This window comes from Williamsia phyllosphaerae (assembly GCF_014635305.1).
Classification (GTDB): Bacteria; Actinomycetota; Actinomycetes; order Mycobacteriales; family Mycobacteriaceae; genus Williamsia_A; species Williamsia_A phyllosphaerae.
Window position 1 is genome coordinate 423,923 of the sequence record NZ_BMCS01000001.1, and the last position, 20,803, is coordinate 444,725.

The window sequence follows — 20,803 nt, forward strand, 5'->3', positions numbered from 1 at the left end:
CTCAGTAGTAGTCGAGAACGAGTCGCTCACCACGGGTGCGCGAGACGCATACGGCCATGACCTCGCCTGATTCGCGCTCGGAGGTGCTCAGCACACTGTCTCGATGCTCCGGATCTCCGGCGAGCACGGTCATGATGCAGGTCCCACAGATGCCTTCCTGACACGATGTGTCGACGTCACCCCCACCGTCGATGAGCACCTGTGCGATGGACCTGTCGGCGGGCACGTGGAACGTCTCCCCGTCGAGCTCCACCTCGAACGCCGTGTTCGACCCTGCCACGGGCTGCTCGGTGGCGTGGAAGTTTTCGATGTGCACCGATTCCGGCGGCAGATGCTGACCGGCCAGTTCCGCGACCTTGATCATGAACCCGTCCGGACCGCAGACATAGAGGTGTGTTCCCGTAGCGGCGCCCGCAAGCGCCGCACCGATCAGCGCGGCCTGATCATCGCGGGCCACCCCGACGTGCGCGTGCAACCGCTCGGGACACCGGTCGCGCAGAAGCGGCAGGAACGCCGCCTCCTGCTCGCTGCGGGAGAAATAGTGCAACTCGAAATCGATGTCGTTGACGTGCATGTGACGAGCCATGCTCAACATCGGAGTGATTCCGATGCCGGCAGCGACCAGAACGTGCTTTGTCGCGTCGACCGCGATCCCAAGCAGGTTCCGGGGCTCACTGATACGCAGGGTGTCGCCCACCTTCAACTCGTGCAGGGCGACCGACCCGCCGCGTGAATTGTCCTCCCGCTTCACCGCGACCGCGTAGGTCTCGGTGCCGTCGGGTCGGCTGCAGAGCGAGTACTGCCGGGTGATCGACGTCGGGCCGACCACATCAATGTGCGCACCAGGCGAGTAGGCCCCCATCGACGTACCGTCGGCATTTGACAGATACAGCGTCTTCACGGTCGGCGTCTCCTGGACGATGTCCGTCACGATCACGTCGACGAGGGGCATGGTGGTCTCCTGAGTCTGGCGATGAGCTCGATGATCAGCGAACGTAGAGTCCGCCGTTGACGTCCCAGCACGCGCCGGTGACGAAGAAGGCGTTGGGTGCAGTGAGAAGCCCCACCACGTCAGCGATGAAATCGGCACTTCCGAGACGGCCGACCGGGATGCCCGCGATGACGCCCTCCAGGCGGTCCGCAGGCACGGTCTTCTTCACGATCGGGAGGTCGTGTGGGCCGGGCGCGATGGCGTTCACAGTGACGCCCACCGAGGCCAGCTCGCGGGCGAAGATCTTGGTTGCGGTGAGGATCGCTCCTTTGGAGGTGGCGTAGTGAGCACCGGTGGCGGTGCCGCCGTTCTGGCCGGCCAGCGAGGCCATGTTGACGATGCGGCCGTATCCCGCATCCGCCATCGCGGCGCCGAACACCTGGCATCCGAAGAAGATGCTGTTGGTGTTGGTCGACAGCACTCGTGTGAAGTCGTCCTCGCCCAGGGTCATGAGATCGGCGGCCTGGGTGAGTGCTGCGTTGTTGACGAGGATGCTCGGTGTCCCCCAGATGTCACGGCATTCCGCGAGTGCCACGACGAAGTTCTCGCGATGGGCGACATCGAGTTTTATCGCCTGGGCCGTTGACCCGTCTGGCGACAACCCCGACGCGATCTGCATGGCCGCCTCGACGTCGATGTCGGTGAGTACTACGCGGTGGCCGTCGGCATGCAGACGTCGGGCGATGTGGCTTCCCATCCCGCCAGCGGCGCCGGTGACCACGGCGATCCCGGCCGTCGGGTCGCCGGCGGTCGATCCTGTTCGTTCGGTCGTCATGGCGCGGACCTCAGACCAGGAATCCCGAGGCGCTGACAGCATCCTCGCTGTCGATGAGGCGGGCGACTTTCAGCGCAATCTTGTCACCCTCGGGCGACAACTCGATCCGATGCGTGAGCTCGGCACCCACCGTCGCGAAGGCGTTGCGCTTGAACGAATTCAGGATCTGCGCCGACCGCAGCGTCACGACTGTGTCGCTGACCTCAGCGACGGTGAAACGGGACACGATACGCACCGTGCGTGCCGCGGCGACCGCGGACGGCGCGTAGCCCTGCGTCATCCGTTCCACCCGGAGTCGACGCATCCGTTTGTCGTCGTAGACCATATTCAGCGACGTCTCGTGATCGTTGGTGTTCGGATCGATCGGGATGACGTACATCGCGTCGTCGGTGTACAGCGCTTCCCATCCGAGATAGTCCTTGGCGTCGAGCAATGTGGCCTCTGTCCACACCAGCTCGATGGCTCGGAGCACACGGGTGTCGGTCAGGCCCAGGGTGAGAGTGTCAGACATCGCTCATCATCTTCTTCCACATGCTGTAGGACTCGCGCATTCCCGTCTCATCGGTGACATGCGCTGTGGGCCAGCCCTCATCGCTGATCCGCTCCCGCCCCTCGCCTCGATTGACCAGGATAGGCATCGTGGGGTTACCGCCGGCGCCGATTTGCACGCGATCCCACCCCTCGGCGTCATCGGGGCTGCCGAATCCGAACGGTCCCTGAAAGTGCTCGTGGATACGTAGGCGCTCACGGTTGATGCTTTCCGGTCCACCGTCCATTCCGATCGCCATGTGCCACACCTCGGTCACGTCGACGCTGATCGGCACGAGGATGCGGAAAAACGAGGATGACATCGCGACGTTCGGGAACATGTTGAGGTTGAACCCACATCCGTGCATCGACCGCATGTAGCGACGAACGCGATCCATCGGTTCACCGGCCGCGACCAACTCGTCGACCAGGTGTTGGAATCGCGGTTGGATCTCCTCAGTGCCGTCGTCGATGTCGAGGTCGGCGTGAGATGCTGCCATGATGGCCACACTGTGTCCGTTGCCCAGTGCGTGGGTCTCGGCGGCCGGGTCGTCCATGAACGACATCATGTTCGCGGTCTCGGCGTCGACCGACGCCATCCAGGATTTGTGGACCATCGGGAAGTGGTACCCGTCGGTGGTGTTCTCCAGCTGAATCTTCCAATTGCCCCTGAACCGAAACTTGTGGCTCCCCAGGACTTTCGTCGGATGCCCGTTGGATTGCTTGAGGAAGCGCTCCATCCAGAGCTTGGCGTCGCCGAGGAAGTCCTCGAGGGGTTCCGCGTCGGCGTTGAAGGTCGCCCAGATCATCCCGAGGTAGCTCTCGGTCCGCAGCTTCTGCAGCGGGTAGTCATTCTTGTCGACAACACCCTCGTACCCGTCGGGGTAGGGGATGCCCCGCAGGCGGCCATCAAGTGTGTAGGACCAGTTGTGGTACGGGCACGTGAAGCCGTTGGCCTTGCCGGTGCGCTGGTCGCAGACCGTCGCGCCGCGATGCCTGCACCGGTTGAGCAGGGTGTTGAAGGTGTTCTTCCGGTCGCGGGTCACGATCACCGGCTGGTCACCGACCTGTGTGGTCTTGAACGAGCCCGCCTCCGGGATCTCGCTCTCGTGCGCGACCCACACCCAGGTGCGATAGAAGATCTTCTTCATCTCCTCGGCGAAGATCTCCGGGTCGGTGTAGAGCTGACCGGCGACACGATCGCCGGCGGCCAGGTCCCCGAAGCGGGGCGCTGCTGTCTCGATGCTGGTCATAGCAGTGTGTTCCTGATCTGTTGGGAAGTCGGGGATTCGTTGTGACACCGGGTTGGCGGCCAGGAGGAGGTCAGACGGCGACGTCGTCGCGAATGATCAGCTCGCGGCCCATCCGGGCCTCGATCTTGAAGAACTTCCACAGCGCGTATTCGCCGATCATCGTGGTGCGCAATAGGTTGCAGGCGTCGCGTACTGTCTGCTGGTCGGCGACGTCGGCGAGGACGTAGCACGTCCAAGGCCACCCGTCGGAGGGGCCGACCATGTGGGCGTCGTCGTCGAACGTTCCGATGACTTCGATGCCGTCCATGTTCTTGATTGCCGACAGCATCGAAGAGATGGCAACCCACACCTCACCGATATCAGCCTTGGGCAGATCGAAGAAGTTCTGGTTGTTTCCGATGCAGAACAATGTGCGCAGTGGCTCGGTGGCCATGAGAGTCTCCTCGTGGGTCTGTGTTCGGGCGAGACGCATGTCGGTTCAGGGAAAGCTGGGGATGCCGGCGTCGAGTCCAAGGAGCACGGCGCCTGCAGCCTCGAAGGTGTTCGTCTGCAACATCGCGTGCTGGGCGGGTACGAGAGCATCTTGGAGAAAACGCTGCAGCGGATGGGTTTCGTAGATGGCACCTGTCCCCGCCAGGTCGAAGGCCGCCAGGACGACCGAGCGGCCCACGTGCGCGGCGTGCGTCGCGCTGAGGCGTAGCAGGGCCCTGTCTTCGGCCGAGATGGTTTCGCCGAGAACCGCCTGTCGCCACACCGACTCGGTCGTTTCATAAAAGAAGGCACGCGCAGAGCGCAGTTCGGCCTCGGCCCGCGCGACACCGTTCTTGTAGGCGGGCCGGTTGCCCTTGCTGGATCCGCCGGTGATCGACGATCGAGCGGCACCGACCTCGACCACATAGTCCAGTGCGCCGCGTGCGGCACCGAGGGTGACCACGGAGAGCACCTGGGCGGCATACGCCAGCGACGGGTATCGGGTCAGCGGCTCGTCAATCTGAGGGGGACCACCGCGGACGAACGTCATCGCCTCGGGTACGAACACGCGATCGGCGCGAACCGCGTGCGAACCGGTTGCCTTCATGCCCGCCACAGCCCAGTTCTCGATGATCTCGACGTCCTCGGGGCGCACCAGCGCGGTGAGGGGCTTGCCGCCAGTGTCGGGGCCGCCGGCGAGGCCGATGCCGATGATGTCGGCGCCGCGGCAACCGCTCGCGAACTGCCACACCCCGGAGCAGAGGTACCCACCGGGCACCTTCTCCGCCTCCTGCATCGGGAACAGGCCGCCGGCGTACGCCACGTCCGGGCCGTCAGCGTAGATCATGGCCTGCGACTCGACCGGAAGTGCCGCGAAGTAGACGAGCGACGAGCCGAAGCTCGAGACCCACCCGGTGGCCGGGTCGACCGCCGAGATCCGCTCCACCATCTTCATGAAGTCGGCAGGCGCCATCGGCTCGCCACCGAACCGATTGGGTGTCGACGCCCGGTACATGCCTGACCGCTTGAGCAGCGCGATGAAGTCACGGGGGACGAAACGCGCAGCGTTGAACTCGTCACGCCGGTCCCGCAGTACGTCCAGGGCGTGGTCGAACGCCGCAGCACGGGCCGCCCCTGCCGGTTCGGCAACCACTCGATCCGTCACGCTGTGCACGGTCATCGCTGTCTCCGTTCGAGTTCGAGCAAAGTTTGTTGCTCTCCGGCGCTACATTAGGAGCGGGCCGATCAGCCCGGTATCGGGATTTTCTGCGGCGCAGCTAAGTGATCCTTTACTTGCCGTGCCGGGAAAGGCGCCGCAGGCTGGGCCATCGGAAGCGAGGTGAGGCAGATGTTCCCCGAACGTCGCGATTTCGAACAGATGATCCTCAACACCGGAACCGGAATTCTCATCCACGAGGCCGCGTCGAAGAACATCCTGTGGGCGAACCCGGCCGCGTGCCGAATGTTCGGGCTCACACTCGAAGAGCTCAAGCCTCTCAAGGCGCATCACATGAGCGGGCAAGAGGAACAGTACCGCCGCGAGGTGGGCGTGGCATGGCTGCAGTCGGCGGTGGTGCACGGCTCGAGCCGCAAACAGTGGAAGTACCGGTCGAAGGACGGCGTCGACTTCCTCACCGATGCGCGGGCGACACTGGTGCAGTGCGAGGACGGACCGGTGGTGATGGTCGAGTTCCGCAGCATCGCCGAAGAGGTCGAGCTCCAAGAAGAGCTGACACGGGTCTCGGAGTCGTTGCAACGCATTATGACCCATACCTCGGCGGGCATTGTCGTCCTCGACGAGGACAACTGCATCCTCGACATCTCACCGCATGCCGCGGCTCTGTTCGGTCGGACACCGACCGAGCTCAGCGACGTTCATCTTGAGGATCTCGGTCGATGTGAGCCGAAGTTGGACGACGAGCTCGTGGTCGGCCGGCTCGATGATCCACACGGATCGGTGAGCATTCAGCAGGAGGTGACCAAGTGCGATGGATCGACGACCTGGCTGGCCGGCGATCTCGAGATCGTTGCGCACGACGGGATCCGATCCCGCCTCCTCACGATCCGAGACGTCACCGAGCGAGTCGAATGGGAACGTCGGAATGCTTACCAGGAGGCCAACCTCCAGTACCTGAGCCGCTACAACGCGATGGGTGACATGGCGATGATCCTGGCGCACGAGCTAGGGCAGCCACTAGCGGCGTCGACGAACTATCTCAGCGGACTGAAGGCCCGACTGCTGTCGGAGTCGGTGGACTCGCGAAGCCTCACCTACGGAATCGACCAGATTGAGAAGCAACTCCGCAGAGCGGCCGACATCGTGTCCTCGGTCAAGCGGCACGTCCGGCGGATCGAGAGCACGGTGGCGTTGATCGACCTGAACGCCACGGTCGAGGAGAGCCTTTACTTCGTGCGGCTCAGGGCTGCCGAACGCGGGATCCGTGTCTACGCGCAGATCCCCGAGCGGACCCTGCAGATCGAGGGCGAGAGCGTCCTCATCGGTCAGGTCATCATCAATTTGTGTGTCAACGCGATCGACGAGATCGCTCAACCCACTACGGAGATCAAGGAACTGTCTCTGGAGACCGGCGCCGAGAACGGTGAGGCGTTCGTGTGGATCCGCGACCAGGGGCGTGGGATGACCGTCGTGCCGTCGGACCGTCTCGCGTCGGGAGCCTTCAGTTCCAAGCAAGAAGGATCGGGCATCGGACTCATCATCTCCGAGCACATCGTGGAGCGCCACGGCGGAACCATCGATTATCTGCCGAACACGCCGAACGGTACCGCTGTTCGGGTCGGACTACCGCTGGCCGACCGGTCAGTTGCAGCGCCAATTCAGCTGGCACCCTAAAGAATCCCGTAGTCCGTCGTTGGCAAGCACCAGTGGCGCCGCCCGACGCCTGGTGGTTAGCGTGAGCCAACCCGCCGGCACCACTAAGGAGTATTCGAATGGTCGACTTGTCCGACATCACGACAGAGCTGTTCATCGGCGGCGAATGGCGAGCGGCAACCGAGACATTCACAACGATGAACCCCACCACCGGAACGGGCCTCGCGAAACTCGCCGCCGCGGGAACTGACGATGTCGACGCTGCCGTCGCTGCGGCCACCGCCGCCTTCCGAGGCGACTGGGGATCACTTGCTCCCTCGCGAAAGGGGATGTTGCTCAACAAGCTTGCCGATCTCGTCGAAGCGGACTCCGAGCGTCTCGCCGAACTCGAGAGCGCCGACATGGGCCGGCCCTTCGGCATGAGCGTCGCCATGATGATCCCGAACCTGGTTGCAACACTGCGCTACTACGCCGGGTGGGCCGACAAGATCAACGGCGAACTCATCGCGAGCGACGGGTACATGGGCGGACCGACCCCAACGCACGCCTACACACGACGTGATCCGCTCGGCGTCGTGGCGGCCATCGTCCCGTGGAACGCGCCCCTGATGATCCTGGGATGGAAGTTGGCACCTGCCCTGGCGTGCGGCAACACCGTCATCATCAAACCCGCCGAGGACGCCTCCCTGTCGATCCTCCGACTGGCCGACCTGATCGCGCAGGCCGGCTTCCCGGCAGGCACGGTCAACGTCCTGACCGGCGTCGGCAAGGTGACCGGCGAGGCACTCGCGCGCCACCCGGGAATCGCCAAGATCTCGTTCACCGGATCGACAGAGACCGGCCGGGCCATCCTGCGCAACTCCGCGACCAACTTCAAGCGAACTGCGCTCGAGCTGGGCGGCAAAGCACCGCAGATCATCTTCGAGGACGCAAACCTCGACGCCGCGATCGGCGGCAGTGCCATGGGGTTGTTCTTCAACCAGGGCGAGGTCTGCGCCGCAGGTACCCGAATCCTGGCGCACCGCAGGGTCTACGACTCGGTCATCGACGGCCTCAAGGCCGCGGCGCAGGGACAGGTCCTCGGAGATCCGTTCGATGCCGCCACCACGATGGGCCCGCTGGTCAACGCCGCCCAGCGCGACCGGGTGCTGAGCTACCTCGAGCGCGGAGCCAGCGAAGGCGCCGACGTTGTCGCCGGGGGTTCGGCGCCGGACCGGCCGGGTTACTTCGTCGAGCCGACCGTGTTCGCCGGGCGCAACGACATGGCCGTCGCACAGGAGGAGATCTTCGGACCGGTCGGGATCGTCATCCCATTCGACACCGACGACGAGGCCATCGCCATCGCGAACGACAATCAGTACGGATTGTCGGCGACTGTGTGGACAACCGATGTGTCCCGGGCGCACACCATCGCCGGACGGATCGACGCCGGTGCCATCGGCGTCAACGGTTGGTCACCACTGGCCCCCCAGCTCCCCTGGGGTGGCATGAAAGCCAGCGGTATCGGTCGCGAACTCGGCTATGAAGGGATTCTGTCGTACACCGAACCCAAGACGGTCACCATCGTCTTGTGAGACCTCGGCGATGGGCGGCGTGAGAAACATCCGTCACCCATCGCCGACACCACCGGCTCACCGGCTCACCGGCTCAGAGCCGCATCCAGCATGGCCAGCTGGCTCTTCCGGGATAGCGATCCCGGATCCAGCGCTGCGGTGACCTGCAACCCGATCACCGCAGTCATGAGCAGATCCACCCCCCGCTCGACATTCACCGCAGGCAGCTCACCGACATCCACCGCCTCCTGCCAGTACCCGGCGATCCGGGTTCTCCAGTCGGCTACCGCCAGGTTGTTGACCCGCACCATTACCGGGTCGGTCATCGCCCGCTGCCACAGCGACACCGCGATGCGGGCCTCCAGGGTGGACTCCTCGGTGAGCGGCATGAGTTCGAAGCACAGCTTGCGCAACGCCGCGTGTCCTCGCCGTCGTCCGACGCCGGCGGCGATCCGAAGATTGGTCGAGTATATGACGTGCTCGAAGGCAGTCTGAAGAATCTCATCCTTGCCCGAGAAGTAATGCGTGAGAGCGCCATTGGTGTATCCCGCCTCAGCCGCGAGGTCGCGCATGTTGATCCCGTCGATCCCGCGGTCGGCGATGATCTGCCATGCCGCGGCGATGATCGCGCGTCGTCGTTCCTCGTGATCGACCAGCTTCGGCACTGCTCTCCTCGTCGTAAAGGTTTTCCCGATCTTGTTCACCTCACGCCCAACGGCCGCTCGTTGTAGCGTTCACCACAGCTCATGATTCTACAGATGTAGATCCAAAACGGTGCTGACGACCAACGCTGATCCCACCCATCAGGCTCGGCGCACGACTCGGGAAATAGGTTTCATCATGATCGGACAGTCCACTCAGAAAGATGTGGCCCAGGCGGGTTCGAGGCTACGCGGGTCGATCGGCATCGGCGGGATCGTGTTCCTTGTCATCGCCGCGGCGGCCCCGCTCACCGCGATTGCGGGATCGTTACCCGTGATGATCGCCCTGGGCGACGGATCCGGCGCCCCGATGGCCTACCTGATCGCCGCCGTTGTCCTCCTGGTGTTCAGCGTCGGTTACGCCGGGATGAGTTCGGCCGTGACCGACACCGGCGCCTTCTACGCCTACGTGACGCATGGGCTGGGGCGATCACCTGGCCTCGGCGCCGCGGCACTCGCCGTTCTCGCCTACACCACGATCCAGGCCGCGATCTACGGACTCGCCGCATCAACGCTGGACGGGGTAGTCGAGAAGTTCGGCGGACCCCATCTGCCCTGGTGGGTGTGGGCGTTCACATTGATGGCGATCGTCGCCGTGCTTGGTTATCGCAGCATCGACCTCGGGGCGAGAGTCCTTGGGATCCTGCTCGTCGCCGAGATTGCCCTCATCGTCGCGCTCTCCGTGGGCGTCTTGATCAAAGGCGGCGCCCACGGCGTCGACGTCCAATCCTTCACGCCATCGGCGTTCCTGTCCGGCTCGCCCGGTATCGCCCTGATGTTCGCAATCGGCTCGTTCGTTGGTTTCGAGGCCACCGCGATCTACGGCGAGGAGACGTCGAACCCGAAGCGGTCAGTGCCCATCGCCACCTACGTCGCGGTTATCACCATCGGGGTGCTCTACGCGCTCGGCAGCTGGGCCGTCGTCCTTGCGTACGGCAGCGACCAGGTGCAGTCCGCAGCGCAGCAGAACTCCTCCGGCCTCACCTTCGTCGCAGCCACGAAGTTCCTCGGCGGCGCGGCCTCGGACGTGATGATGGTGATGCTGGTAACGAGTCTGTTCGCGGCACTGCTCGCCTTTCACAACGCCATCTCCCGCTACACCTTTGCCCTGTCGCGCGGCGGCTTCGCACCCCGCCGCCTGATGGCCGTGCACCCGAAGCACGGATCTCCCCATCAGGGCTCGATGCTCCAGACGGCGTCAGCTTTCGTGCTGGTCGCGGTCTTCGCACTGGCAGGAGCCGACCCGGTGCTGCAGCTGTTCACGTGGATGGCCGGCGTCGCCATCGTGGCCATCCTGGCGGTGATGGTCCTCACCAGCATCGCGATCGTCGTGTACTTCACCCGCCCCGGCACCGACAAGCGCCTGTGGCACACGAGGATCGCGCCCGTCCTGGGTGGCCTCGGTCTCGTGGGCATCACCATTCTGGTGATCGGGAACTTCACCACCCTCATCGGCGGCTCCCGGACCCTGGCGTATGTGTTTCTCGCCGCCATCGCGGCCACCTTCGCCGCCGCAATGGTCGCGGGCCGGATCCTCGAGGCCAAGCGCAACCGCCATGCATCGACATCTACCACCATTCGCTGAGCTCTCGTTCTCGAACCCGCCCCACTCTCACCGGCAAGGAAACATCTCATGTCTACTGCTCAAAAAACGCCCTCGGTCTTCGTTGTCGGCGCCGGGTTCTCCGGCCTCGTAGCCGCTCGTGAGCTCGAGTCGGCCGGCATCGACGTCTGCGTGTACGAAGCGCGCGACCGGATCGGCGGGCGCGCTTGGACCGATGAACGTCTCGGCGGTCACGTTCTGGAGATGGGCGCCACCTGGGTGCACTGGATGCAGCCGTTCGTGTGGACCGAGATCACCCGCTACGGCCAGGAAATCTACCCGAGCCCGGACATCGAGGACGCCTACTGGGTGAGCGGTGACACCGTGCGCCGCGGCACCGAGCACGATCTCGATGTCGCGCTGAGCCGGGTGCAGGAGAAAATCCTCGAGAACTCGCGCGACTTCTTCCCTTACCCGCACGACCCGATGCGCGTGGTCGACGATCCGACCACCGATCCAGAGCTGCTGGCGCGCTTCCGGTCTGCAGACAACGGAAGTGTCCTCGACTGTCTCCGCGACGGCGATTTCACCCAGGAGGACATCGACCTCGCTGATTCCTACTGGTCGGCCGGCTATCAGGGACCGACAGCAACGGCGTCTCCTCTCATGGCCAAACACTGGGGGGCGCTCAGCGATCACCGCAGCTCGTTGATGGACGAGCAGACGTTGCGGTTCAAGCTGACCCACGGGATGCGGGGACTCTACGACTCGATCGCCGCCGACATCCGCGGCCCCATCGCCTTGGACACCGCGGTTGCGCGCATCGTGCACACCGCCACGGGCGTCGAGCTCACGCTGGCCGACGGCACAACGCACCACGCAGACGCAGTCGTGCTCACGGCACCGATCGGCGCACTCGAACACATCGAGTTCGATCCGCCGATGACCGCGCCCCAACAGAAACTGGTCACGGAGAAGACGAACTCGTCCGGATTCAAGATCTGGATCAAGGTCGCGGGCCACCACTCGGTCATCGCCGGGGCCCCCGGCGAGCACCCGATCTCGTTGCTGCGCAGCGAATACTTTCTCGATGACGAGAATGCCACCATCCTGGTTGGCTTCGGTTCCGACCACACTGCCATCGACCTGGACGACGTGGCGTCTGCGCAGAAAGCGCTCGACGTCTGGCGCGGCGACCTCACCGTTCTCGACTGCGGCGGGCACGACTGGGTTGCCGACAAATGGTCCGGGCAAACCTGGGCGACCCTGAAGTCCGGCCAGTTCTTCGAGGGCTGGAGCGCCTTTTACACCACTGACACCCGGCTCCGATTCGCCGGCGCCGACTTCGCCAAGGGATGGAACGGCGTCGTTGTCGACGGGGCGATCGAATCCGGGATCGTCACGGCACGAAAGCTCATCGGCGAGCTGTCGGCGCACCATCGATCACTCACCACATAGAGCGAGGACAATCAGATGAGCAGACAACCCACGACACCGGACACGACGTCACCCCCGACAGTCGCCACCGGCTTGGCCCAGAACAAATTGGGTACCACCGACCTCGTCGCGCAATCACTGGCGGTCGGACCCATCACCTCAGCCGCGTTACTGGGCGGCATCGTCGCCGCGAAGGGAGGAAGCGCCGGTCCGCTCTACCTGGTGATCGTCCTGATCGGCGTGCTCGGTCTCGGGGCCATCCTCGTCATGTTCGCCCGCCGCTACACCCACGCCGGCGTGATGTACGAATACGTCGGACGAACCCTCGGGCCGACCGCCGGTATCGCCACCTCAGGTTTCTACTACCTGGCCTACATAATTCTCGGTGGGCCCACGATGCTCATCGGCGCAGGTGTTCTGGGGCGCGACCTCTTCAACCGCTACCTCGACTTGGACGTCCCGTTCTGGTTGATCAGCCTCGGCGTCCTGCTGATCGTCGCCGCGCTAAACATCCGCGGCGTGGACCTGTCGGTCCGTGCTCAGCTGACCATCTTCGTCCTCTCGGTGGTGCCGTACCTGATCATCGCCATCGCGGTCATCTCCAAGGGCGGCGCAGCCGGTAACACCACCGCAGTGCTCGACCCCACCGCATCGACGGCCGGAGACTTCCTCCCCACCTTCATGTTCTGCGCGTTGCTCTTCGTCGGTGTCGAATCCGCTGCCTCGCTCGGCGAGGAGGCCAAGGATGCACGCCGATCTGTGCCACGCGCGGTCATCGCCACCATCCTCATCGTCGGCGGCTTCTGCCTCCTCATGCAGTATGCCGGGACAATCGGATTCGGCCTGCCGAACGCGGCGGGCCAGTGGGCTTCCGACCCTCTGGGGTTGTCAACTATGGGTGAAACCTACGTCGGCCACTGGATCGCACCATTCGCGCAGCTGGGCCTTGTGCTCGACATGGTCGCGGTCGCGATCGGCTTCATGGTCGCATCGTCGCGGGGCCTATTCGCACTCTCTCGCGGAAAGTTGTTGCCGCCCCGGGTCGGCTCCGTCACCCGCTGGCAGACCCCCATCGTCGGAATCGCGATCTTCTCCGTGGTCTCGGTCGTCTGCATCGCCATCGTCGCGGTCGCGTCGTCCGCCACGGGTATGGACCCTTACACCGGGTTCTCCATCGGGGCGACGCTGGGCGGACTGCTGGTGATGACGGCATATCTCGTGTTGATCGTGGCGGCGGCCGCGCTGTTGATACGCAAGGCCTGGCACCCCGTGGGTTGGATCGCTGTGGTTCTCGCCGGCGCAACGGTCGGCGCGGGTGTCATCGGCTCGGTGGTCCCCATTCCGGCCGACGAATCACGGTACGGCGTCTACACCGCGATTGTCCTCGTGATCGTCTGTGCCGGATGGGGCGTCTATCACGGCAAGGTGCGTCACCATGTGCTGCCCGACATCGTCACCGTCGAGAAACCACTCGAGCAGACAAGCTTTCCCGAAGCCCACATCCTCTGAGAGGTACACATCGTGTCCGACGACGAAATGACCCTGTACGATCTACGCGTCACCGTCAGCGAGATCAGAGGGCGGTCGGTCTGCGGGATGAAGGTGGGCGACTACTTCGAGGTCCGCAACAGTGATCAGCTGACCCTGCCTGCGGGACAGGCGTTCTGCTACTGGGCAATTCAGTCTGTTCTGCCGCTACTCCCGGCCAAGATGCGTCGTCTCCCCGACTCGGATTGGCTCGAACAGGACTCGCTCGTGTGCTGTCCGGACCCCGAGGAGGGTCTGATCATGCGCGTCGACCGAGTCGGTGAGGTGACGATGCGCACCGAGGACCTCACGTGACGACCCCCGTCGAATACGGCGTCGGGTTTGGTGGCCTTCTGTCGCCCGGCGAATATGGCCCCTTGGCAGCACATCTCGAGGAATCCGGGTTCCACGTCGCCACAGCGTTCGGGGACCTGATGATGCAACCCCCGGCGATGGTCCTCGCGGACATGGCGCGTGCCACCTCGACGATGAGACTCGGGGTCGGTTGCTACACACCATGGACCCACCACCCGGTCGAGATTGCCGGTCAGATCGCGTATTTGGATCACCTCTCCGGAGGGAGGGCATTCCTCGGGCTGGTCCGGGGTTCGTGGCTCGATCAGCTGGGTATCGACACCTCGACTGCCATGCCCGCCATCACCGACACCCTCGGTGTCGTGCAGGCGGTCCTGTCCGGCTCCGCCGACGGGTACACCGGCACGGTCTATTCGCTCGCCCCTCAGACCGCGCCCTACTACCCCGTCTTTCGGCCGTCGGTGCCACTGATGATTGGTACGTGGAGCCCACGTCTCGCCGAGTTCGCCGGTGCACGCGCCGACGAGATTCAGGTGGGTGGCTGCGCAAACCCGGCGATGATCGGGCACATCAGGGCCTGGGCGAATCGTGGAATCGCCGCCGCGGACCGGTCTCTCGACGATGTCCGTATCGTCTTGACCGCCGTTACCGTCGTCGACGAGGACGGGAACGCCGCTCGAACGCGCGCCCGGACAGAAGCCGCGCTGCCCTTACATGCCATAGCCGCACTCGACCGAACGATCGAGTGCGATCCCGAGTTGCTCGACCGAATGGGCACCTTGCTCCACGAGCATGACCACGAGGCCGCGGGCCGCCTCATCCCTGACGACATCCTCGACCACTTCACGTTCTGCGGGACACCCGAACAGGTGGCCGAACATGCGGCGGCCTGCTACGACGCAGGCGCGGGCAGAGTCGAGTTCGACTCGCCGTTCGGCCTGAACTCCGCCGGGGGAATCGACCTGCTGAGTCGGCGGGTTCTCCCTATTCTCCGGTCATTGGTTCCGTGCTGATAACCGCGGCGCCGAGGTGGGCATCGGCCGGCTGGTTCTGTGGTCCCGGCAGACCATCGGGCGATCGCCTCGTTCGCTGGGGAGACGGGATTTGAATTGGTGACCGTCTTCGGGGATCCGATGTTCCGACCACCCGCACCGGTTCCGGCAGAAGTGGCAGTGATGACCCACCGAATCCGCGGCGGGGTGGCCACATACACCCCGTGGACCCAACACCCGGCGCTGCGGGCAGAGATCGCCCCGCGACAATAGACACCGTGCCTCAAATCCCATTTCAACAGGAATTGGACGACCAAATGATCATCTCCGCAGATACTATCGCCGATCTCACTACACGAATCGAGACACTAGAAGCCGAGGCCGATATCAGACGGATCCAGGCGCGATACATGTTCTTGTGCGACACCCCGTGTCCCGAATTCGGTATCACCAACGACAAAGACCGCATCGACGCGATACTCGCCCTCTACACCGAGGACGCCGTATGGGAGGGTGTCGGCACCCACTACGAGGGCCAGTTCGGCCGCGCAGATGGCAAGGCCGCGATATCTGCTCACTTCCAACGGTTCTGGGGCGAAAAGCGTGACCCCGCTCTGGTGCTCAACGCTCATTATCTGACGTCGGAGCAAATCCACGTTCAGGGCAACCGCGCCTCGGGACAGTGGATCCATATGCAGCCCTGGCTGTTTGCCGACGGCACAGCACTACTTCGATCCAGCCGCTTGAACAACACCTTCACCCGCATCGACGGACACTGGCTCATCGCGCGTACTCGCACCGAGAATGTCTTCACCGCTCCACTACCGGACGGGTTCACCGAAAACTTCGAGTCCGCCTCAACGTTGATGCGTTCGAAAAACGGCCTGGGCTGATTCGTTGCCGACAGACTCACCTCCTACCCAATCTTCTGAACTGAGATGTGACGGGACCACTGAGGGTCTCGACAACCCTACTCACCTTATGGTTGACCGTCAGGTCGTATCTGAAGCGGGCATACTAGGAAAGTAGGTTAATCAACGTCCACAATCGGCCGACCGAGAGCCGAGCTACCCACAGTGGCGGAACCCACCAATGTGGGATCTACGTCGAGCACTAGGACATCTCGTTGGCTAGGTATCGTATTCCTTCCGACCAACCGGCCGCGCTGGTGCTATGGACGAGGCCCAATCCCTAGTAGGCGGCACAGCCCCGGAGGGGACGCAAACGCCGCTTCACCAGGCCGGACTGCGCATAAATCAGCGGCGACGCCGAACGCTTCAAGCACCCTGGGGCCGAGGCCTATAGCCGCCCGGCCCGGCCCGGTAAGCGCTCCCACAATCGCGGTCGGCGTTCATCTACCGCCGTATCCGCAACCACGCCACCTCCGAAGTAAGTGAGAACCACACGTTGGCTGACGACAAAGGAGCAGGTCAAGCCTCTCGGGATCCGCGGGAGCGCAGACCCGGCAGCACCTTCTCGGCCAACAGTCGCAACCCGGTGTCCTCGTCCAAACCGAACGGGTTCCCGAGATACACGCGATCGACGCCAGCCTCCTCGAGTTCGAGCAGGTGGTCGATTGCGTCCGACGGGGTCCCGCAGATAAGGAACTTGCGGAGCAACCCGGGACTGATCAACCGCCCGGCGCCCTCGTGGTCGTCGTCCGCTATCAGCGCGTTCATCTTCCCCACCATCTCAGGATCGAGCTCGACGGTCGGATCGTGAGCACCCACTACGGCTACGTACATGGCTCCCATCGTCCGGGCGAGAGCCTCTGCCTTCTCACCGTCGTCATCGATTACGAGCATGGGATTGAAAGAGATCTCGAGCGCATCGGATGGCCGACCGGCCATCTCCGTTCCGACCATCGTCATGCGGCGAATCACCTCGACCATATCGGGATTAGCAGTACCACCGACCTCCACTTCGTCTGCCAATTCACCGGCGAGAGAGGCTAATTTGGGACTCCACGTACCGATTGTCAGCGGAACCTCGGTACGTCGGGGCGAGTACTGGAGCCCGAGTCCCTCTCCGAGCGTGAACACCTTGCCGTCAAAACCCGAACGGTCACCCGAGAGCAGGCGGGTCACAATCTCGCAAGTCTCGCGGATCGCGGTGATAGTCCGCCGTTGATCGAGCCCGAGCTTCTCGAGCCACGCGCCGCGTACCAGACCAAGCGTCGCTCGGCCATCGGACGCCGCGTCCAAGTACGCTAGTTGACCGGCGATCTCCACGGGGTGAACCGTGAACGGCGTTAGACATCCGAGTGTCAGCGATACCGACTTCGTGGCGTTCGCCATCTCAAGCAAGGGCCCAAGCGGCGGTTGAAACATTAGGTCGCTGTAAACAATCAGCGAATCTACGCCGGCCTTCTCCGCATAGGCGGCCAGCGGCCCGTACTCTCCAGGTCTCATAGCGCCGGCCCAACCGAGACCGACCTCGAGGCCGTGCTCGCTATCCTTTACCATATTCAGCCTACTTTCCGGTTCGCGTTCTCTCGCGGCGTCGTCTGCTCACTGTTCCGGTAGGTCCTTCGTTCACCTCGCGATATGTGGAACAAACCACCACAGTTCGGATCCGGACACGCGATATCGGTGTCGGTGAACATCCAGTCGTTTGGATCGAGTTCCCGCGTCTTGGCCGACAGGATTGGGATCAGTGCCGCCAGTGGGTACATCGGGAAGGAAACTCCAGCGGGGAAGGTCAAGAGGTCATCGTCGGTGACTGAGAAGAAGTCACCCTCGTTGTGGCGGCACACCATTGGACGGCCGTCACCCGCGGAGACGACCTCGACTCTCAGGTCGTACAGGTGGTACTCGTCGTTGAATTTCATCGGGTTCTCATTTCTCGTTGCGGGAAGAATCTTCACGTGTACTTACCCGCTACGGTGTCATCGCCAGCCGCGTCGAACCTGCGATCAAGCAGATATCCGCGCACTCCGCCCGCGACGACGGCTACTACCGACAGCCAGGGGAGGACCTCGTAGAAGATCCCCGATTTCCCGGTGATCGTGGAGAAGCTGCTCATGATGATGACGACCGCGGCTGCGAGTCCCGCGAGGCCGAGCAGAGGTGCGATCCTCCGAGACCACCACTGTGAGCGCCTGGCGGGCCTATGCGCGTGCAGGAATCTCACGATGGCAATGGCAGCGATCAGCTGGAGAAGAACAACTGAGACCGCCCCGACGCCGAAAAGCACTGCACCAGTGTCTAAGTATGGATCAGATCCTAGGAGGCCCGCGCCCCCCACTCCCAGCAATACGAGTGCAATCTGAGCGACGACGGCCCGCGTCGGCGAGCCGTTCTGGGCAAGGGTAGCGAAGCCCGACGGCATGAGCTTGTCACCGGCGAGATGCTGCAGATACCGAGCTGCAAAATTTGTCATCCCGAGACAGGTGGCGAACAGGCTTGCCAGCAAGATCACTGACATTGCGTGAAAGAGTGCGGGGCCTGCGTAATCTTGACTCAAGCCGAGGAAGACACTTCCACCTCGTCCTTCGAAAGCCTTGGCCGACATAGTTCTCCCTCATCGCCTAGTACGCCCCGCCATGCGACGCACTCGTTCGATTCTCCAGGAGTCTTTCACACCCGCCAGCAGCTGGGGCGGCGGCTCGCTGTCCGGCGTCTAGGCCGCGAACGCGTCCGCGAGACCGCTAAGTGTCGGGCTATGTTGGTACGCCGATTTCAGGGGCGACGACTCGTTGGGTGTAAGAGATCGGCCGACGATGGCGGCAGTCGGGGAACGACTTCTTTCCGATTTGACTCTCACCCACCTTCAACGCGGACGCGCATTCGGTCAAGGCGCCGTTCGATCGATAGACATCCCCTGCCGGGCGGGCTCACCCGGTTGACTACGTCTTTGGCGACAGCCGCCGGTTTCGGGACAGCAGGACGATCAGCTCGTTGATCTGGGTCTCGTCATAGATCTCACAGACGGCAACCACTACATCCGTTGGTTGGGCCTTCACTCTGCGAAATGCCCGGGACATCACCGTCGCGGGTGTCACCGGCTCCGCCGCGACGTCAGCGGCCCTAGGGACTTCTCGGCCCGCTCCTCGGCGGTCTTGCGCCTTACGCCACGCGTCAACCTGCTGGGCCAGTGGTACCTGAGCGAGTGAGCGGGCGAGGCGCACGGCGAGCTCGCCATTGCGCAACGCCTGCTGCAGCTCGGGCGCGAGCTTGAGCAGCGCACGTCGTTGGGAGATCCAACCTGAACTGCGACCGAGTCGTTCAGCCGCCGCCGTGGCGCTGCCGGTCTCAGCGACAAGGAGTTCGACGGCGTGAGCTTCCTCCAGGACGTCGAAGTCTTGGCGGTCGATGTTCTCCACGATCGCCGCCCACAGAATTGACTGCCTGTCGTGTGCGAGGGAGTCGCGGATGACGACATCCATTCCAGCCCGTTGGTAGTGGTGGCACGCTGCGAGGCGGCGGCAGCCGTTGACGACCACCCACCGTGCGGCACCCAACTGCGCCGCATCCTCGGGCCACAGAGCTAGCCACGCCGCACGCGTCACGACGGTGCCTGGTTGGAGTTGCCGTTCGGCGATGGTGGCGAGGTCCTCGAGGTTGCCCACCTCGCCGCGCGGGTTACGCGGGTTCGCCACCAACTGTCCGAGGGGCACGTTCGCCCGAAACACCCCATCCGAGTTTGTGGGTGCATCGACGGTCGAGCTGTCCCCCACCGACCCGGCTAGGTCCGCGAGGTCGACACGCCCACCCCGCCCGCCGACCACTACTTAGCCCCCACTTCGAGTTCGAGGCACAGCCGCTGCACGTCTTCACGCGCTTGCAGCGCGACCCGGCTGGAGCCGTATTCGGTGACGACGCGCCCTTCGGCTGCGGCGCGGGCATGGACTTTGTAGTGGCGGACCACGGTGCGCGCCAACGGCCATCCACGCGACCGGACGAACGCCTGCGTCTGTTCAAGATCTGAGCGCCCGTCTCGTGGATCCCAGTCGTTGATGACAACGACGTATGGGATGCCCAACGGTTCGATGACCTTAGTGATCGTGCGTGCGGTCGGATCGAACGCCAACGGCTCCGGAACGATCGGCACGATCACCAAATCCGCCGACCCCAGGACGGCATCGAGGGCGTAGCCGGTGCCACCGTTGTCCGTCGCACCCGGGGTGTCACCAATCCATCCGGGGGTGTCGACGATGACGTGATCGATACCCGGCAAGTGCCGGAGCCGGCCCAACATCCCGACATCGTCGTGGGCTTGGGCGATCCGGAACGGTAGATCGGCAACCCGATCGGCCCACCACACCGCAGATCCCTGCGGGTCAATCGACACCGCCAACACCGGCGACACGCCTCGCTCCCCTGCCGGGTCGGTGAGAACGTCGGCCTTCACCGCGGCGAGGTTCATCGCCAACGTCGACTTGCCCACCCCACCCTTTTGATTCATCACCACATGCACACCCATGCCAACCGCCCTTCGTAGCGTCCGTCAGTGTTTGCCAATCCCGACGCGTGAGGCGCCGGTGTTTACCGCGGTAAACCGCGCCGTCCGGCGGGCCTCGGGCGGACATCGCGCACGACCAGACATCGATCGAATACGGTTGATGTGTGGAGCATTTGGACAGCCTGCCAGCTCGAGGTGGGGAAACCCCGCCAGTCCGCAGACAGTCCGCAGCAGCACCGAAACCAGCTCTCACTGGCAAACACCCACAACGCCGCTCACCAGCGGAAACAGTGAATCCTCAACTGCGTCAACAACAACAAACTCCCAGGTGCGCTCGTTCGGGACGAAGAGGTCGTGGGTTCGAATCCCGCCACCCCGACGTGTTGGTTGAGACACAGAAGAGGCCCTGACCAGGGGAAACCCGGTCAGGGCTTCCTCGTTTCCGGGGTCGTGTCGAGTTGTCGCCAGTCCGCACAGTCCGCAG

20 protein-coding genes are annotated in these 20,803 nt (G+C 63.8%); 8 read left to right on the forward strand and 12 right to left on the reverse strand.

Annotated elements, in window-relative coordinates; genetic code table 11:
• Position 1: 1 nt before the first annotated feature.
• The 6 genes from IEV93_RS02125 to IEV93_RS02150 all read right to left on the reverse strand — a co-directional run bounded on the left by IEV93_RS02125 (position 2) and on the right by IEV93_RS02150 (position 5,198).
• Entirely contained in the window at positions 2–952 is a 951-nt protein-coding gene (locus tag IEV93_RS02125; RefSeq protein ID WP_188486484.1) for a PDR/VanB family oxidoreductase, read from the reverse strand.
• Positions 953–986: 34 nt separating this feature from the next.
• The gene (locus IEV93_RS02130) at positions 987–1,766 is read right to left on the reverse strand and encodes an SDR family NAD(P)-dependent oxidoreductase (RefSeq protein ID WP_188486486.1); all 780 of its coding nucleotides are present in this window, start codon (positions 1,764–1,766) and stop codon (positions 987–989) included.
• Positions 1,767–1,776: 10 nt separating this feature from the next.
• Positions 1,777–2,277 carry an aromatic-ring-hydroxylating dioxygenase subunit beta gene (locus IEV93_RS02135; RefSeq protein ID WP_188486489.1) on the reverse strand — a complete coding sequence of 167 codons (501 nt, stop codon included), beginning with the start codon at positions 2,275–2,277 and terminating at the stop codon, positions 1,777–1,779.
• Positions 2,270–3,547, reverse strand: coding sequence for an aromatic ring-hydroxylating oxygenase subunit alpha (locus tag IEV93_RS02140; protein WP_188486491.1), 1,278 nt, complete (start codon positions 3,545–3,547; stop codon positions 2,270–2,272). Before IEV93_RS02140 ends, IEV93_RS02135 begins: the two co-directional genes overlap by 8 nt.
• Before the next feature lie 70 nt (positions 3,548–3,617).
• Positions 3,618–3,980, reverse strand: coding sequence for a hypothetical protein (locus IEV93_RS02145; protein ID WP_188486493.1), 363 nt, complete (start codon positions 3,978–3,980; stop codon positions 3,618–3,620).
• Between the two features lie 45 nt (positions 3,981–4,025).
• Complete coding sequence (locus IEV93_RS02150) at positions 4,026–5,198, reverse strand: acyl-CoA dehydrogenase family protein (protein ID WP_188486496.1); 1,173 nt, start codon at positions 5,196–5,198, stop codon at positions 4,026–4,028.
• A gap of 168 nt (positions 5,199–5,366) precedes the next feature.
• Between IEV93_RS02150 and IEV93_RS02155 the strand changes: the two genes are divergently transcribed.
• Both IEV93_RS02155 and IEV93_RS02160 read left to right on the forward strand, forming a co-directional pair.
• The gene (locus tag IEV93_RS02155) at positions 5,367–6,869 is read left to right on the forward strand and encodes a PAS domain S-box protein (protein WP_188486498.1); all 1,503 of its coding nucleotides are present in this window, start codon (positions 5,367–5,369) and stop codon (positions 6,867–6,869) included.
• A 98-nt stretch (positions 6,870–6,967) separates the two neighbouring features.
• The gene (locus IEV93_RS02160; protein ID WP_188486500.1) at positions 6,968–8,422 is read left to right on the forward strand and encodes an aldehyde dehydrogenase family protein; all 1,455 of its coding nucleotides are present in this window, start codon (positions 6,968–6,970) and stop codon (positions 8,420–8,422) included.
• Between the two features lie 65 nt (positions 8,423–8,487).
• On the opposite strand, the gene IEV93_RS02165 is transcribed toward IEV93_RS02160, so the two are convergent.
• Positions 8,488–9,066: a TetR/AcrR family transcriptional regulator gene (locus tag IEV93_RS02165; protein ID WP_188486502.1), complete on the reverse strand. Its 579-nt coding sequence runs from the start codon at positions 9,064–9,066 to the stop codon at positions 8,488–8,490.
• Positions 9,067–9,241: 175 nt separating this feature from the next.
• Between IEV93_RS02165 and IEV93_RS02170 the strand changes: the two genes are divergently transcribed.
• The 6 genes from IEV93_RS02170 to IEV93_RS02195 all read left to right on the forward strand — a co-directional run bounded on the left by IEV93_RS02170 (position 9,242) and on the right by IEV93_RS02195 (position 15,809).
• Positions 9,242–10,687 (forward strand): APC family permease, encoded by a 1,446-nt coding sequence (locus IEV93_RS02170; RefSeq protein WP_188486504.1) that lies wholly within the window; start codon positions 9,242–9,244, stop codon positions 10,685–10,687.
• Positions 10,688–10,735: 48 nt separating this feature from the next.
• The gene (locus IEV93_RS02175) at positions 10,736–12,103 is read left to right on the forward strand and encodes a flavin monoamine oxidase family protein (protein WP_188486506.1); all 1,368 of its coding nucleotides are present in this window, start codon (positions 10,736–10,738) and stop codon (positions 12,101–12,103) included.
• Between the two features lie 15 nt (positions 12,104–12,118).
• The gene (locus tag IEV93_RS02180; RefSeq protein WP_188486508.1) at positions 12,119–13,591 is read left to right on the forward strand and encodes an APC family permease; all 1,473 of its coding nucleotides are present in this window, start codon (positions 12,119–12,121) and stop codon (positions 13,589–13,591) included.
• 12 nt (positions 13,592–13,603) lie between these two features.
• Positions 13,604–13,924: a TIGR04076 family protein gene (locus tag IEV93_RS02185; protein ID WP_229704831.1), complete on the forward strand. Its 321-nt coding sequence runs from the start codon at positions 13,604–13,606 to the stop codon at positions 13,922–13,924.
• Positions 13,921–14,937 (forward strand): LLM class flavin-dependent oxidoreductase, encoded by a 1,017-nt coding sequence (locus IEV93_RS02190; RefSeq protein ID WP_229704832.1) that lies wholly within the window; start codon positions 13,921–13,923, stop codon positions 14,935–14,937. Before IEV93_RS02185 ends, IEV93_RS02190 begins: the two co-directional genes overlap by 4 nt.
• Positions 14,938–15,233: 296 nt before the next feature.
• Positions 15,234–15,809 carry a nuclear transport factor 2 family protein gene (locus IEV93_RS02195; RefSeq protein WP_188486510.1) on the forward strand — a complete coding sequence of 192 codons (576 nt, stop codon included), beginning with the start codon at positions 15,234–15,236 and terminating at the stop codon, positions 15,807–15,809.
• A gap of 537 nt (positions 15,810–16,346) precedes the next feature.
• Here the strand turns inward: IEV93_RS02195 and IEV93_RS02200 are convergent.
• The 5 genes from IEV93_RS02200 to IEV93_RS02220 all read right to left on the reverse strand — a co-directional run bounded on the left by IEV93_RS02200 (position 16,347) and on the right by IEV93_RS02220 (position 20,340).
• A complete protein-coding gene (locus IEV93_RS02200) occupies positions 16,347–17,381 on the reverse strand; it encodes an LLM class flavin-dependent oxidoreductase (RefSeq protein ID WP_188486512.1) in 1,035 nt (344 codons plus the stop codon).
• A gap of 2 nt (positions 17,382–17,383) precedes the next feature.
• Positions 17,384–17,746, reverse strand: coding sequence for a TIGR04076 family protein (locus IEV93_RS02205; RefSeq protein ID WP_188486514.1), 363 nt, complete (start codon positions 17,744–17,746; stop codon positions 17,384–17,386).
• Between the two features lie 32 nt (positions 17,747–17,778).
• Positions 17,779–18,342, reverse strand: a complete 564-nt coding sequence (locus IEV93_RS02210; RefSeq protein ID WP_188486516.1) for an amino acid permease — start codon at positions 18,340–18,342, stop codon at positions 17,779–17,781.
• Positions 18,343–18,763: 421 nt separating this feature from the next.
• The gene (locus IEV93_RS02215; RefSeq protein WP_308690735.1) at positions 18,764–19,516 is read right to left on the reverse strand and encodes a ParB/RepB/Spo0J family partition protein; all 753 of its coding nucleotides are present in this window, start codon (positions 19,514–19,516) and stop codon (positions 18,764–18,766) included.
• 128 nt (positions 19,517–19,644) lie between these two features.
• Complete coding sequence (locus tag IEV93_RS02220) at positions 19,645–20,340, reverse strand: nucleotide-binding protein (protein WP_188486520.1); 696 nt, start codon at positions 20,338–20,340, stop codon at positions 19,645–19,647.
• Positions 20,341–20,803 lie beyond the last annotated feature (463 nt).

What these genes read in the sequence shown, in the direction of transcription:
- IEV93_RS02170 (WP_188486504.1), top strand. Translation starts at nt 9,242, where the DNA reads ATGATCGGACAGTCCACTCAGAAAGATGTGGCCCAGGCGGGTTCGAGG.
- IEV93_RS02160 (WP_188486500.1), top strand. Translation starts at nt 6,968, where the DNA reads ATGGTCGACTTGTCCGACATCACGACAGAGCTGTTCATCGGCGGCGAA.
- IEV93_RS02180 (WP_188486508.1), top strand. Translation starts at nt 12,119, where the DNA reads ATGAGCAGACAACCCACGACACCGGACACGACGTCACCCCCGACAGTC.
- IEV93_RS02175 (WP_188486506.1), top strand. Translation starts at nt 10,736, where the DNA reads ATGTCTACTGCTCAAAAAACGCCCTCGGTCTTCGTTGTCGGCGCCGGG.
- IEV93_RS02130 (WP_188486486.1), bottom strand. Translation starts at nt 1,766, where the DNA reads ATGACGACCGAACGAACAGGATCGACCGCCGGCGACCCGACGGCCGGG.
- IEV93_RS02140 (WP_188486491.1), bottom strand. Translation starts at nt 3,547, where the DNA reads ATGACCAGCATCGAGACAGCAGCGCCCCGCTTCGGGGACCTGGCCGCC.
- IEV93_RS02205 (WP_188486514.1), bottom strand. Translation starts at nt 17,746, where the DNA reads ATGAAATTCAACGACGAGTACCACCTGTACGACCTGAGAGTCGAGGTC.
- IEV93_RS02135 (WP_188486489.1), bottom strand. Translation starts at nt 2,277, where the DNA reads ATGTCTGACACTCTCACCCTGGGCCTGACCGACACCCGTGTGCTCCGA.
- IEV93_RS02210 (WP_188486516.1), bottom strand. Translation starts at nt 18,342, where the DNA reads ATGTCAGTGATCTTGCTGGCAAGCCTGTTCGCCACCTGTCTCGGGATG.
- IEV93_RS02155 (WP_188486498.1), top strand. Translation starts at nt 5,367, where the DNA reads ATGTTCCCCGAACGTCGCGATTTCGAACAGATGATCCTCAACACCGGA.
- IEV93_RS02150 (WP_188486496.1), bottom strand. Translation starts at nt 5,198, where the DNA reads ATGACCGTGCACAGCGTGACGGATCGAGTGGTTGCCGAACCGGCAGGG.
- IEV93_RS02145 (WP_188486493.1), bottom strand. Translation starts at nt 3,980, where the DNA reads ATGGCCACCGAGCCACTGCGCACATTGTTCTGCATCGGAAACAACCAG.
- IEV93_RS02220 (WP_188486520.1), bottom strand. Translation starts at nt 20,340, where the DNA reads ATGGGTGTGCATGTGGTGATGAATCAAAAGGGTGGGGTGGGCAAGTCG.
- IEV93_RS02200 (WP_188486512.1), bottom strand. Translation starts at nt 17,381, where the DNA reads ATGGTAAAGGATAGCGAGCACGGCCTCGAGGTCGGTCTCGGTTGGGCC.
- IEV93_RS02195 (WP_188486510.1), top strand. Translation starts at nt 15,234, where the DNA reads ATGATCATCTCCGCAGATACTATCGCCGATCTCACTACACGAATCGAG.
- IEV93_RS02125 (WP_188486484.1), bottom strand. Translation starts at nt 952, where the DNA reads ATGCCCCTCGTCGACGTGATCGTGACGGACATCGTCCAGGAGACGCCG.